At 58.2% G+C, this 12,568-nt stretch carries 13 protein-coding genes; 7 read left to right on the top strand and 6 right to left on the bottom strand.

Annotated features, from left to right (window positions below; translation table 11 throughout):
- Nucleotides 1-10 precede the first annotated feature (10 nt).
- Nucleotides 11-2,050 (top strand): tetratricopeptide repeat protein, encoded by a 2,040-nt coding sequence (locus EXR70_16285; GenBank protein ID MSP40049.1) that lies wholly within the window; start codon nucleotides 11-13, stop codon nucleotides 2,048-2,050.
- Between the two features lie 63 nt (nucleotides 2,051-2,113).
- Nucleotides 2,114-2,842 carry a glycosyltransferase family 2 protein gene (locus EXR70_16290; protein ID MSP40050.1) on the top strand — a complete coding sequence of 243 codons (729 nt, stop codon included), beginning with the start codon at nucleotides 2,114-2,116 and terminating at the stop codon, nucleotides 2,840-2,842.
- A gap of 25 nt (nucleotides 2,843-2,867) precedes the next feature.
- On the opposite strand, the gene EXR70_16295 is transcribed toward EXR70_16290, so the two are convergent.
- Nucleotides 2,868-3,587, bottom strand: coding sequence for a transporter, Zip family protein (locus EXR70_16295; protein ID MSP40051.1), 720 nt, complete (start codon nucleotides 3,585-3,587; stop codon nucleotides 2,868-2,870).
- A 165-nt stretch (nucleotides 3,588-3,752) separates the two neighbouring features.
- On the opposite strand from EXR70_16295, the gene EXR70_16300 reads away from it, so the two are divergent.
- Nucleotides 3,753-4,274, top strand: coding sequence for a superoxide dismutase family protein (locus tag EXR70_16300; GenBank protein ID MSP40052.1), 522 nt, complete (start codon nucleotides 3,753-3,755; stop codon nucleotides 4,272-4,274).
- A 5-nt stretch (nucleotides 4,275-4,279) separates the two neighbouring features.
- Here EXR70_16300 and EXR70_16305 read toward each other — a convergent pair whose 3' ends face one another.
- The 3 genes from EXR70_16305 to EXR70_16315 all read right to left on the bottom strand — a co-directional run bounded on the left by EXR70_16305 (nucleotide 4,280) and on the right by EXR70_16315 (nucleotide 6,457).
- A complete protein-coding gene (locus EXR70_16305; protein ID MSP40053.1) occupies nucleotides 4,280-5,026 on the bottom strand; it encodes an NDP-sugar synthase in 747 nt (248 codons plus the stop codon).
- A 127-nt stretch (nucleotides 5,027-5,153) separates the two neighbouring features.
- Nucleotides 5,154-6,269 (bottom strand): hypothetical protein, encoded by a 1,116-nt coding sequence (locus EXR70_16310; GenBank protein MSP40054.1) that lies wholly within the window; start codon nucleotides 6,267-6,269, stop codon nucleotides 5,154-5,156.
- Nucleotides 6,270-6,322: 53 nt separating this feature from the next.
- Nucleotides 6,323-6,457 carry a hypothetical protein gene (locus EXR70_16315; protein MSP40055.1) on the bottom strand — a complete coding sequence of 45 codons (135 nt, stop codon included), beginning with the start codon at nucleotides 6,455-6,457 and terminating at the stop codon, nucleotides 6,323-6,325.
- A 200-nt stretch (nucleotides 6,458-6,657) separates the two neighbouring features.
- Between EXR70_16315 and EXR70_16320 the strand changes: the two genes are divergently transcribed.
- The 3 genes from EXR70_16320 (at nucleotide 6,658) to rsmI (ending at nucleotide 9,398) form a co-directional block, all read left to right on the top strand.
- A complete protein-coding gene (locus EXR70_16320) occupies nucleotides 6,658-7,584 on the top strand; it encodes a carbon-nitrogen hydrolase (protein ID MSP40056.1) in 927 nt (308 codons plus the stop codon).
- 63 nt (nucleotides 7,585-7,647) lie between these two features.
- Nucleotides 7,648-8,469, top strand: coding sequence for an NAD+ synthase (locus EXR70_16325; GenBank protein MSP40057.1), 822 nt, complete (start codon nucleotides 7,648-7,650; stop codon nucleotides 8,467-8,469).
- Nucleotides 8,470-8,555: 86 nt separating this feature from the next.
- Nucleotides 8,556-9,398, top strand: coding sequence for a 16S rRNA (cytidine(1402)-2'-O)-methyltransferase (gene rsmI, locus EXR70_16330; protein ID MSP40058.1), 843 nt, complete (start codon nucleotides 8,556-8,558; stop codon nucleotides 9,396-9,398).
- Between the two features lie 55 nt (nucleotides 9,399-9,453).
- Here the strand turns inward: rsmI and EXR70_16335 are convergent, their stop codons facing one another.
- Nucleotides 9,454-9,720 (bottom strand): acylphosphatase, encoded by a 267-nt coding sequence (locus EXR70_16335; GenBank protein MSP40059.1) that lies wholly within the window; start codon nucleotides 9,718-9,720, stop codon nucleotides 9,454-9,456.
- Between the two features lie 267 nt (nucleotides 9,721-9,987).
- On the opposite strand from EXR70_16335, the gene EXR70_16340 reads away from it, so the two are divergent.
- Nucleotides 9,988-10,308: an RNA-binding protein gene (locus EXR70_16340; GenBank protein ID MSP40060.1), complete on the top strand. Its 321-nt coding sequence runs from the start codon at nucleotides 9,988-9,990 to the stop codon at nucleotides 10,306-10,308.
- Here EXR70_16340 and ligA read toward each other — a convergent pair.
- Nucleotides 10,305-12,323, bottom strand: coding sequence for an NAD-dependent DNA ligase LigA (ligA, locus tag EXR70_16345; GenBank protein MSP40061.1), 2,019 nt, complete (start codon nucleotides 12,321-12,323; stop codon nucleotides 10,305-10,307). The two genes, EXR70_16340 and ligA, sit on opposite strands and share 4 nt — an antisense overlap.
- Nucleotides 12,324-12,568 lie beyond the last annotated feature (245 nt).

Consider the following 12,568-nt stretch of genomic DNA (forward strand, 5'->3'; position numbering starts at 1 on the left):
ATTATTGACCATGAATAGACAGGAAACTCGCGCGGCGAGAAAACGGAAACAGCGCCGGCCCGCACAAGGCGCCGTGGACGGTTCCGCCCGTTCCGTGAGAACGTTGTCATGGTTCTGGTTGGTTTTCGCCGCGGCGTTTGTTCTTCGGCTGATTTACCTTTGGCAGATCGAAGCCATCCCGCTTTTCTATCATCTCGCCGGCGATGGCCGGACTTACGACGAGTGGGCGCAGCGCATTTCTCGCGGCGATTGGTTGGGTCAGGGAGTTTTTTATCAGGCGCCGTTGTATCCGTACTTTCTTGGGCTGCTGCAAGTCGTCTTTGGCCACAATCTTTGGCTGATTCGTTTGCTGCAAATCATGCTTGGTTCCTTTGCTTGCGCGCTTATCTATCGAGTCGGCGAGAAATTGTTTTCCCGTGCCGCCGGTATCGCCGCCGGTCTGGTTCTCGCTTGCTACGCGCCGGCGATTTTTTTCGACGGACTGATTGAGAAAAGTGTTCTCGATGTCGCCTTACTCACTCTGCTAGTATTTATTCTGTTCAATTACGATATGACGAGTCATTGGGCGAAATGGCTCGCTGCCGGCGCAGTACTTGGCTTGCTCGGCTTGTCGCGGGAGAATGCGCTGATCTTGGTGCCGGTCGTTGCAGTATGGTTTTGGTTCCAAGTTGCTCAGCAGCGGGTACGTGGGCTCAGTCTGTTTTTCGCCGGGCTACTACTGGTTCTCTTTCCTGTCGGTTTGCGCAATTTGCTCATCGGTGGTGAATTCAAGCTGACGACATCGCAATTCGGTCCTAACTTTTACATTGGCAACAATCCCGCCGCCGACGGCAGCTATGGTTCGATTCGCAAGATCATTCACGAAACCCAGTTGGAAGGGCCGGATGCCAAACGTTTGGCCGAACGGGCATTGGGCCGTGCGTTGAGCGGCGGTGAAGTTTCCGGTTACTGGTCAGGCCAAGCGCTTGATTTCATCAAAGCCCAGCCCGCCGCGTGGTTGCGACTGATGGGTTTGAAGTCGTTATTGGTTTGGAACGGGCGCGAAGTCGAAGACTCAGACGATTTTTATATCTACCAGAACTGGTCGTGGCTGCTTGCGGGAATCGCTTGGTTCAGCCATTTCGGCGTGCTCGCGCCGCTCGCGGCCGTCGGTGTTTTGGTGACGATTCGGCAGTGGCGCCAATTGTGGCTGCTCTACGCGACGATTTTGTCATTGGCGGCGAGTGTGGCGGCCTTTTATATCTTTGGCCGCTACCGATATCCGTTGGTGCCGCTGCTGGCGCTCTTTGCCGGGGCAGGCATCGTCGAAACTTTTCAGTTGTTGCGGCAACGGGAGTGGCGGCAATTGGCGCAGGCTTTGATTGTGTTGATCGGCGTTGGCCTCGTGAGCAATTGGCCATTGCAAAAAAATTCCCGCGCCAGCGCTGCCGGGTACAACAATCTCGCCAACGCCTACGCCAAGCAAGGAAAAGTTGACGAGGCGATAAAAAATGCCGAGCGGGCGCTCGCGGTGGAGCCGGATTACGGTGTGGCGTATTACAATCTCGGCAATCTCCATGTTCAACGCGGCGAATTCGATTTGGCGAAAAAAAACTTCGAAACGGTGCTCGAACTCTTGCCCAACTTCGCCGAGGCGCATAGTAACTATGGTCAATTGCTCGCCCAACGGGACGATGTCGAAGCCGGCGTGGCGCAGTTCGAAAAAGCCATCGCGCTCAACCCGACGCTCGGTCGGGCGTATTTCAATCTCGGCGTGGCGTTGGTGAAACAGGGCAAGGTCGCTGCGGCGATTGGACCGCTCAAAGAAGCGGCGCGATGGAACGGCGGTTCGCCGCAGCCGAGTTTTTATCTTGGCAGCGTCTACGCGGCGCAGCATCGCTACGGCGACGCTGAAGCCGCGTTCAATCAAGCGCTAAGCATCGACGCCGGGTTTGTACCGGCGCACCAAAGCTTGGCGCAACTGCTGGCGCTCCAAGGCAAGGGTGCGGCGGCGCAGCGTCATTATCAGGCGGCGCTTGAGTTAATGCGACAAAGCGGTGCTGGACGCTGAAGCGGCAAGTTTATTTTAGCTTGATGGCGGTAGCGATTCGCAATTCCAATGACTTCAACTGATATTGAACTATCGGTGATCGTGCCGGCATACAACGAAGCGGCGCGAATCGCCAAAACCTTGTGGCGTTTGCGCAGCTATCTGACGCAATCGGGGTTGCACTACGAAATTCTCGTCGTCATCGACGGCGCGCGGGATGGTACGCTCGATGTCGTGCGCCAACTGGCGCGGCAGATTCCCGAGTTGAAAATTATCGAGCGCGCGGTCAATCGCGGCAAAGGATTCAGCGTCAAAGAAGGCATGCTGGCGGCGACGGGCAAGATTCGTTTGTTCTGCGACGCGGACAACTCCACTGACATCGCCCACTTCGATAAAATGAAGCCGCTGTTCGATGGCGGCGCCGATGTCGTCATCGCGTCGCGCAACGACTTTGACAGCGCCGGCGCCGAGCAGGCGGTCTCGCAGCAGTGGCATAAACGCGTCATTGGCCGGCTCGGCAATCGTATCGTGCAATGGCTGGCGGTGCCGGGGATTTGGGATACCCAGTGTGGCTTCAAGGCTTTTCGTGCGGCGGCGGCGCAGCGGATTTTTTCTCAGACCACTATCGAGCGTTGGGGCTTCGATATCGAAGTGCTGGCTTTGGCCCGGGCGTTAGATTATCGGATCGAAATTATTCCGGCGCACTGGATCAACGACGAGTGCAGCCATGTGCGAGCGGCGGATTACCTACGCGTGTTGACCGACACGTTAAAAGTGCGGCGCAACTTTCTCGCCGGCAAATACGATTGCTGAGCAACGACGAATTCGCGCGACGGCTCTAGTGCGGCAGCAGGCTGCCCATCCAACTGACTGCCAGGCCGATGGCGAGAAAAACCAGCGTCATGGGATTGCGCTGCTCGATGCGGTGCACCTGGGGCAAGATGTCGGCGGTGGCGATGGCTAAAAAAGTCCCGGCGGAAATGCCGATCACCACGGCGATGTTTTCCGGCGACAAGGAACGGAAAAACAAATAGGCGATGATTGCGCCGATCGGCGTCGTCAGTGAGAACAGCAGGTTCAGCCAACCGACTCGGCGCCGTTGCCAACCGGCGGCAAGTAGGATCGACGAGATCGACATGCTGTCGGGAATCTTGTGAATGATCACGGCGAACAAGACCACTGGACCGATTTGCGGCAAAATTAATCCGGCGCCCAGCGCGATGCCGTCGAGCAAGCTATGCAGCGAGATGCCGAGAAACGCCGGGATGCCCATCTGATGAATGTCGCAGCCAAATTCTTCGCAGGCGTGGACGAAGACGAAGCGCTCCATGACGAAGATCAATAGAAAGCCCGCCAAGATCGGCCAGCCGAGAGCGTCGTTCAAGACCCGGCCAGTTTCCGGCAGCATGTGAAAGAACACGGCGCCGAGCAAAACCCCGGCGCTGAAGCTCAACAGCAGCGCTAACGCCCGTTGCGACAGCGCTTTGAGCAGCGGCAAGAAGCCGCCGAGCAAAGAGATGAACATGACGGTGGGTAAGTAGATTGCTAAAGTCGCCATGAAATTTCGCCAGCCGTGGACGCTAACACAGGCTTATAGGCGTAGCAAACCAGGAGAGCGGTGGGAGGCGGCCAAGCGGCGTCACGGCGCTTGTGCGGATAATTTTCATTGCTCCGAAATGACCTGCATGCTAATTCAATGAATCACTACGTACGAGGAGATTTGATGATGAAGAATTTTTTGTTCGGTTTGATTGGATTGAGCTTAGTGGCGGGTTGCGCGGCGTTGGAGCCGGGGCAACGAGCCAGCGCCGATCTCAAGGACAAGGATGGCAAGACCGTCGCGACGGCGATGCTGAGTGAACGGCAGGGCGGTGTGCACGTGCACTTGGAAGCGAAAGGGCTCACGCCGGGATCCCACGCCGTTCATGTCCATGCGGTGGGTAAATGCGAAGGGCCGGCATTTACCAGCGCCGGCGGTCATTTCAATCCGGGAAGCAAGAAGCATGGTCTGAAGAGCCCCGATGGCCCTCACGCCGGCGACTTGCCGAACATGACGGTCGAGAAAGACGGCAGCGGACGCTTCGAAGCGACCACCGACCGCTTTACGCTACGCGCTGGTCCGTTGTCCGTGTTTGACGCCGATGGCAGTGCCTTGATGATTCACGCCGGCACTGACGATAACGTCACCGATCCTACCGGCAACGCCGGCGACCGGGCGGCCTGCGGTCTGATCGTCGCGCGCTAAATTTTTTACAAATAGTGCAGCCTAGCCTGACCCTGGGCTAGGCTGCGTTCGGCTTGGGCGATGCGTTCCATCGTGCCGAGATCCTGCCAGAATCCTTCGAAGCAAAATCCGTAGAGCGGTTCGCCGGCGCGCAGCATTTTCGGATAGGTTTGCCGCGTCGTGCTGAATTTTTCCACCACGCCGTGGCTGTCCATATAGTCGAAAATTTTTGGTTGTAAAATCTGTACGCCGGTGAACATCAGTTTGCGCATCGTTCCCGTCGACGGTGGGTCAATCCTGCTGTCGAGAAAGCGGCAAATTTTTCCCGCGCCGTCGATGTCCATGGACCCGTAGCGATCGGCGTCGGCATCGGGCCGCAGCACCAACGTCGCGCTGGCTTGGTTTTTTTTGTGAAACCTAACCACCTCGGCGAGGTTGACGTCGATCAACGCGTCGGTGTTGATGACGATGAACGTATCGTCTTGGAGAAAGCGTCGGGCTTTGCGCAGTCCGCCGCCGGTGTCGAGCAGTTCCGCTTCATGGGAATAGCTGATGCGTAGGCCGAGTTTGCCGCCGTCGCCGAGATGATTTTCCATTTGCCCGCCGAAGTGGTGCAGGTTGATGACGATTTCTTCGATGCCGTAATGGCGCAGCAGCAATAGCGCGTACTCGATCATCGGCCGGCCCGCCACCGGCACCAGCGCTTTGGGTTTGCCGTCGGTGATCGGCCGCAGCCGGGTGCCTTGGCCGGCGGCGAGCACCATCGCTTTCATGACCGGCCTCGGGATCGGGGAAGGCAGTAGGCAGTAGGCAATAGGCAATAGCTCGGATTTGGAATGACATTTCTACTTATGCATTCTGCAATATGCATTCTGCATTGTTTTTCTACAGGCGTCCCGGTCACAGCATCGCCTCGAAGTGCTCGAGCAGCAGCGGCAGGATCTTTTGGGTTTGCGCGGTTTGCATCAGGTTGCGCTGGAGCCGGCGTACGGTCGGCGGCACGAACTTCATGTAGCCGGGTTTGCCTTTGACGATATCGAGATAATAAAAGCGCCCGACCACTTTGAGATCGCGCTGGATCGCCGACAGGCGATAGACTTCGCTGAACTCATCGAATGCCGGCGTGTTGGCTTCCAGTTCCCGTTTGCGTTCGAAGTAGTAACGCACCAGTTGGGCTTCGAGCTCGGGGCGAATCACGCTGTCGGTGATCCGGTCGTTGAGCAGCGACGCCAGATCGTACGGCGCCGGCGCCAACAAGGCGTCTTGAAAATCGATGACCCGCACTTGCTCGTCGCGGATCATCAGGTTCCAGCTATGATAGTCGCGATGGCTGAGATAGCCCGGCTGGCTATCCAAGATCGCCGCGATGTCGGTAAAAGTTTTTCTCAGCGCTGCGATTGTCGACGCGGCGGCCTTCGCTCCCGGTCGTTTGACTAGGCCCCACTCGATGAAATGTTCGAACTCCCAGAGATAGAGTTTGGCGTCGAAGCGCTGCTGAAAGGCGACGCAGCCATCGTCGCGTTGGCGCGTGCCGCGCAATTGTAGATTCAACAACTCGTCGATCGCTCGGCGATACCAAATGACGACTTCACCGTCGGCCAATCCTTGCACCCGATCCCAGAGCGCGGTGTCGCCGAGATCTTCGAGAAATAGCAGCCCTTCGTCGGGCCAGTGGCCGAAGAGCTCGGGCACTTTGGTGCCGATGGCGCTGAGAAAACGATGGACGTTTAGAAACGGCAATTCTTTGGGCGGGTCTTTGAAGATCGCCAACTCCTCGCTCGAAAGCGGCAGCGCGCTGCCGGCAGGCAATTCCATGACGATCATCGTTGCCGGCACTTTTTCGCCGCTCAACTGAACACGATAGTAGCGCCGGCTGGAAGCGTCGCCGGCCAGGGCCGTGACCGCAGTGAGCGCCGTGGCGGCACTGAACGCTTGGCTGATTTTCGCCGCGACGCGCTCTGTGATCGTTTCTGTCAATGTCGGCCTGCTGAAGAGTTCCGCTGGTCTGGATACGATTGGATTCTAAGCTGCGCTGGCGCATCGCTGGCGACCGCCGGCGATTAGACTTCTCACCAGCCGTTGAAGCCGACGGTGATTTTACCGGCGTCGACGATGACCGGCACACGGCGCCGGCCGTTGGTCAATTTCAACATGCGCTCCAGGTCGGCGTCGTCTTCGAGCACGTTGATGTATTCGAACGGGATCTTACGCCGGGAGAAGTCCGCACGGGCTCCCGAAGTGAACTGTCAAAGATCCTGACCGAAGATGAGAATTTTTTCGTCCATTTTTTGCTTGCTGCCTTTGATCAAAAATAAGGAGCTTGGCGTTAAATTGCAAGTGACTCTCAGGCTATGTTACCTTCGAAAGAATTTATTGTCGCCGATTGACCGACGGAGAGAAAATTGTGTCGATTCCCATCGCCATCGCCCAGATCAACCCCAAGCTTGGAGACCTGCACGCCAATCTAGCGCTCTACGAAGAGAAGATTCGCCAGGGAGTCAAAGACCATGCAGCCCTGCTGTTGTTTCCCGAATTGAGCCTCACCGGCTACTTCCTGCGCGATACCGTGCCGAGTGTGGCGCTGCTGGCGGATTCGCCCGAGATGGCTACGCTCAAAAAATTGAGCCGTGAATTGCCTTTCGTCGCGGGACTCGTCGAAGAAAGCGCCGATCATCGCTTTTTCAATTCGGCGGTTTACTTCGAGGACGGCGAGATTCGCCACGTGCACCGAAAAGTTTATTTGCCGACCTACGGCATGTTCGACGAACAACGTTACTTCGCCAGGGGCGACCGGGTGCGCGCCTTCGATTCCAAATTCGGCCGCTTGGCGCTGTTGATCTGCGAGGATCTCTGGCATCCGTCGACGATCTATCTCGCCGCCCTCGACGGCGCCCTGGCGGTGATTTGCCCCTCGGCGAGCCCGCTGCGCGGCGTCGTCGATGGCCAGGTCCAGGACGACAACGCGCGCTATTGGGAAATGATCAACTGCGCCTATGCCGAGACCTACAGCGTGTTCATGATTTACGGCAATCGCTGCGGTTTCGAAGACGGTGTCGGCTTTTGGGGCGGCTCTGAGATCGTCGATCCCTTCGGTCAGCGGGTCGCCAAGGCGAAATATTACGACGAAGATTTCATCGTCGCCGAGGTCGCCATGGAAGCGGTGCGGCGCAAGCGCACCATGGCGCCGCTGCTGCGCGATGAGGATTTGGATTTGACGATCAACGAGCTGATGCGTATCCGCGAGCGGCCGGCGGCGCAGCCGCAACCAAAGGGAAGAAGAGAATTAACCGCAAAAAGCGCAAAGGGCGCAAAAAAGATTTCCAAATTGTAGGGGCAAGCCCCTGTGGTTACCCATTTGCCTGTCGGTTGCACGCTGATAACTGATCGCTGATCCATGATTCAAATTCCCACCAACACGACATTGTTGCGCGCGATCCTCACCGGCTTTATTCGCAACGAAGTTCACAAGACCGGACTCAAGCGCGCCATCGTCGGCTTGTCCGGCGGCGTCGATTCGGCGCTCAGCGCCATGCTGGCGGCGGAAGCGCTCGGCGCGGATAATGTGCTGGCGATCTTAATGCCCTACCAGACTTCCAATCCCGAGAGCCGGGCCCACGCCGAGCTGGTGGTGCAGCAGAGCGGCATCGTCTCGCTGCTGGTCGAGATCACGCCGCAGATCGACGCTTACTTCGCGAAGTTTCCCGACGCCGATGCGCGCCGACGCGGCAACAAGATGGCGCGCGAACGCATGACGATTCTCTACGACCACTCAGCGCGTTGGAATGGCTTGGTCATCGGCACCAGCAACAAGACCGAGCTGCTGCTCGGTTATGGCACGCTGCACGGCGACATGGCTTCGGCAATCAATCCGCTGGGCGATCTTTATAAGACTCAAGTTTGGGCTCTGGCCGAGGCCCTTGGCGTACCGCTCGCGATCGTCAATAAAGAGCCGTCGGCGGATCTCTGGGCCGGCCAAACCGACGAAGGCGAGCTCGGCTTCAGCTACCGCGAAGTCGACAAGCTGCTCTATCTCATGGTCGATCAGCGCTACACCAAGCCCGAACTGATCGCCGCCGGTTTTGCCGAACGCTTCGTCGACGATATCGCACTGCGGATCATGAATTCGCAATTCAAACGCCGCCTGCCGGTGATTGCGAAAGTATCGCAGCGTACGATTGATAGAGATTTTCGCTATTCCAGAGACTGGGGAAAATAATGGTCGAGGATGGCGGATCGAGGATCGAAGATCGCGCTATTCTCTATCGTCGATCCGCCATCCTCGACCCGCTTGTGGGGCTCTAAATGGCGGGGCTGCTCTACATCGTCCCCACGCCGATCGGCAACCTCGAAGACATCACGCTGCGGGCGCTGCGGATTCTCAAGGAAGTCGATGTGATCGCGGCGGAGGATACCCGCCATACGCGTCATCTGTTGACCCACTACGGTATCACCACGGCGCTCACCAGTTATCACGAGCACAACGAGCGCGAGAAGGCGGCGGCGCTGATCGAGCGGATTCAAAACGGCGCTAGCGTGGCGTTGGTTTCCGACGCCGGCACGCCGGCGATCGCCGATCCGGGATTTCGTCTGGTGTGCGAGGCGATTCGCAGAGGCGTGCAAGTGATCGCCCTGCCCGGCGCTTGCGCCATGGCGACGGTGTTGAGCGCCAGCGGATTGCCGACGGATCGCTTTCAGTTCGAAGGCTTTTTGCCGGCGAAAAAATCCGAACGCAAGACCAAGCTGCAAGCGCTGCGCGACGGCGCGGCGACGCTGGTTTTTTACGAAGCGCCGCATCGCTTGCTCGAAACCCTCGGCGATCTGCAACAGATCCTTGGCGAGCGCCAAATCGTCGTCGCCCGCGAGGTGAGCAAGCTTCATGAAGAGTTTCTGCGCGGCACGGTGGGCGAAGTGATCGGCCAGCTTGGGGATCGCGAGATCAAAGGTGAAATCACCCTGGTCGTGCACGGCTCGAGCGGCGAAGCGCAAGTTTCCGAGCAGCAGTTGCGAGTTGAGATTAGTAAACTCAGCAGCGCGGGTACCGGCGTCAAGGAGATCGCCGAAATGCTCGGCGAGCGCTACGGCTTGTCCAAGCGCGAAGTTTATCGCCTGGCGTTGGAGAGTAAGAGCTTAAAAAAGTCGGAATGATTGCGCGGCCGAATAGCAATTGCGGTTGGCATAGAAGGGCGTATGCAATACGCCCCTACGAGCGCCGGATGGTGAAGCCGTGAAAATCATTTCTCGCCGATTCCCAGCGGACTTCGACATCGGTCACACGCGCGCCGTCGGGGCCTTGGCGGCACCAGGCGATTAACTCTTCGAGCTTGTGCTTGGCGCCTTCGGCGACGGCTTCCACGGTGCCGTCGGCACAGTTCATTACCCAGCCGGTTAAGCCGAGTTTCTCCGCCTCCTGGAGCGCCGACGCGCGATAGTACACGCCTTGGACACGGCCGTGAATTTTTAGCTGCACGCGAGCCGCGCTAGTTGTTTAGGCCATCATCATACCGGCATTTTTTAGCCCACGCGCGGGGCCCGCGCAAGCGCGCTAACCCGCGATAAATTAATTTGACAAGCGACCGGCGATTTTTGTAGGCTGGCGCCGTTTTGCATGGGTCCGGTTACCGAAGAGCGCGCCGACAGGTTCCCGTCGTTGAGACCCGTTTGAGGCCTGCCCTTTGGCTACGTCTTTCCCCTGGGGAGTATGAGCAATCGTCGATTCAACTAGGAGGGCCAGAGGATGGGAGCAAAATTATACGTCGGCAATCTTCCCTACAACGTAACGGAAGAACGCCTGCAGCAACACTTCGCGCAGCATGGGTCGGTGCTGAGCGCGCGCATCATCACCGACAAATTTACCGGCCGGTCCAAAGGGTTCGGCTTTGTCGAGATGGGCGGAGATCAGGACGCCGCCAAGGCGATCAGCGCGCTCAACGGCACCGACTTCGAAGGGCGTAATATCGTGGTCAGCGAAGCTCGGCCCCAAGCGCCGCGGGAATCGCGGCCCGGAGGCCGAGGCGGTTTTGGCGACGACCGACCGCCGCGGCGCGATCGTTACTAACTCGCTCCGAGCAGTTCCATTAGTTCCGCTTCCGTTAGGATGCGCAGGCCGAGCTCTTGGGCCTTCTTGAGCTTGGATCCCGGCTCCGCGCCGGCGACCACATAGGCGGTGTTGCGGCTGACAGTCGAAGCCACGCGGCCGCCCAAGGCTTCGATGCGCTTTTGCGCTTCCGGGCGCGACATGCTTTCGAGCCCGCCGGTCAATACGAAAGTCGCGCCGCTCAAGCGGCCGGCTTTTTTTTCTTCCACTTTAAAGCGCACGCCGGCGTTCAGCAGCTTATCGACCACTTGGCGATTCTCACTCTGGGCGAAAAAGCGCGCGATGCTTTTCGCTACTTCCGGACCGATCTCGCGGATCTCGATCAATTGTTCGTCGCTCGCGTCTTCAATTTTTCTCAAATCGCCGAAATGCTCGGCCAACAGTTTCGCCGTCGCTTCGCCGACGTGACGGATGCCGAGCGCGGTTATGCAGCGCGGCAAGGTCGAGTCTTTGCTGCGCTCCAAGGCGTCGAGTAAATTCTGCGCCGACTTTTCCGCCATCCGTTCGAGCTTGGCCAACTGCTCTTTGCTGAGATTGTAAAGATCGGCGACATCGCACACCAGGCCGCGCTCGACCAGTTGGTCGATGAGTTTTTCGCCCAGCCCTTCGATGTCCATGGCGTGGCGCGAGCCGAAGAATTTCAAACTCTCTTTGAGCTTGGCAGGGCAGGAGATGCCGATGCAGCGGTAGGCCGCTTCGCCTTCTTCGCGATAAACCGTCGAAGCGCACACCGGGCAGTGCTCGGGCATGACGAAAGTTTTTTCCTCGCCGCTGCGTTTTTCCTCGAGCACGCGAACGACGTAGGGAATCACGTCGCCGGCGCGCTCGACTACCACGGTGTCGCCGATGCGGATATCTTTGCGGGCGATCTCGTCCATGTTATGCAGCGAGGCGCTTTTGACGATGACCCCGCCGATGGGCACCGCTTCCAGGCTTGCCACCGGTGTCAGCGTGCCGGTGCGGCCAACTTGCGGTTGGATATCGAGGATGCGCGTGGTCGCCTGGCGCGGTTTGAATTTATAGGCGATCGCCCAGCGTGGCGAGCGGGCGATCTCACCCAAGCGGCGCTGATATTCGTTGCTGTTCACTTTGATGACCAGACCGTCGATCTCGTAGGGGAGCGCGTCGCGTTGGTTTTCGATTTCATCCCGGTAAGCGATCACTTCGCCGACGCCGCGGCACACTTGGCCGCGCGGCACCGGCTTCAAGCCCCATTCTTTTAACGCGGCGCAAAATTCGCCGTAGCTGGCGACGCTCGCGCCTTCGAGGCTGCCGACGCCGTAGCAATAAATGTCCAGCGGCCGTTTCGCGGTGACGGTCGAGTCCAACTGTTTGAGCGAACCGGCGGCGGCGTTGCGTGGGTTGGCGAAAACCGGCTCGCTCTCTTCTTCGCGCTCGCGATTAATTTTTTGAAATGCTTGGCGCGAGAGAAAAACTTCACCACGCACTTCGAGACGGCGGGGCACCGGCCGAGCATTGGCGCGCAGCGCCAACGGGATCGAGCGGATGGTTTTCAGATTCACCGTGATGTCTTCGCCATTGATGCCGTCACCGCGCGTCGACCCGACGGTCAATTTGCCGTCGAGGTAGACGAGTTCCACGGCGAGGCCGTCGATTTTCGGTTCGACAAAATATTCCACCGGCTCGCTTAGTTTGAGAAAACGCTGGATCCGCGCTTCGAATTCTTCCAGCTCCTCCCGATCCATGGCGTTGTTGAGCGAGAGCATCGGCAGGCTGTGCTGCACGGTGGTAAATTTCTCCAGCGGCGGCGCGCCGACTTTTTGCGTCGGCGAGTCGGGCGTAGTGAGTTCGGGGTGTTCTTGTTCGATCTCCACCAGACGGCGGAACAGCCGGTCGTATTCGGCGTCGCTGATCGCTGGATCGTCGAGCACGTAATATTGGTAATTGTGCTTGTTGAGCTGCTCGCGCAGTTCGGCGATTTCCCGTTCGGCGGTAGGGCGAGAGGTTTTTGCCATAGCAGTGATCTTTACCAGTATCCTTGGCGGCCAGTTTAGCGCGTCGCGGAGAAAAATTTAGCATAGTTGGCGCGCTGAATGAAGTTAGCAAAACCTTACGTGTCGTGGCAACGTCAATATGTCATGTTAACAGCAACGCGATTATGTCAGGGTAGTGCGTTGGGTTGAGGTCGTAAGTTAGAAACCTGGCCATAGCGGAACCCCACCTTGTTGGAGTTGGTTCGATATAGGCCAAGTGTGTGCGT

The sequence above is a fragment of the Deltaproteobacteria bacterium genome, from assembly GCA_009692615.1.
Taxonomy (GTDB): domain Bacteria; phylum Desulfobacterota; class Binatia; order UBA9968; family UBA9968; genus DP-20.

What these genes read in the sequence shown, in the direction of transcription:
- EXR70_16285 (MSP40049.1), top strand. Translation starts at nt 11, where the DNA reads ATGAATAGACAGGAAACTCGCGCGGCGAGAAAACGGAAACAGCGCCGG.
- EXR70_16295 (MSP40051.1), bottom strand. Translation starts at nt 3,587, where the DNA reads ATGGCGACTTTAGCAATCTACTTACCCACCGTCATGTTCATCTCTTTG.
- EXR70_16300 (MSP40052.1), top strand. Translation starts at nt 3,753, where the DNA reads ATGATGAAGAATTTTTTGTTCGGTTTGATTGGATTGAGCTTAGTGGCG.
- EXR70_16305 (MSP40053.1), bottom strand. Translation starts at nt 5,026, where the DNA reads ATGAAAGCGATGGTGCTCGCCGCCGGCCAAGGCACCCGGCTGCGGCCG.
- EXR70_16325 (MSP40057.1), top strand. Translation starts at nt 7,648, where the DNA reads ATGATTCAAATTCCCACCAACACGACATTGTTGCGCGCGATCCTCACC.
- rsmI (MSP40058.1), top strand. Translation starts at nt 8,556, where the DNA reads ATGGCGGGGCTGCTCTACATCGTCCCCACGCCGATCGGCAACCTCGAA.
- EXR70_16340 (MSP40060.1), top strand. Translation starts at nt 9,988, where the DNA reads ATGGGAGCAAAATTATACGTCGGCAATCTTCCCTACAACGTAACGGAA.
- ligA (MSP40061.1), bottom strand. Translation starts at nt 12,323, where the DNA reads ATGGCAAAAACCTCTCGCCCTACCGCCGAACGGGAAATCGCCGAACTG.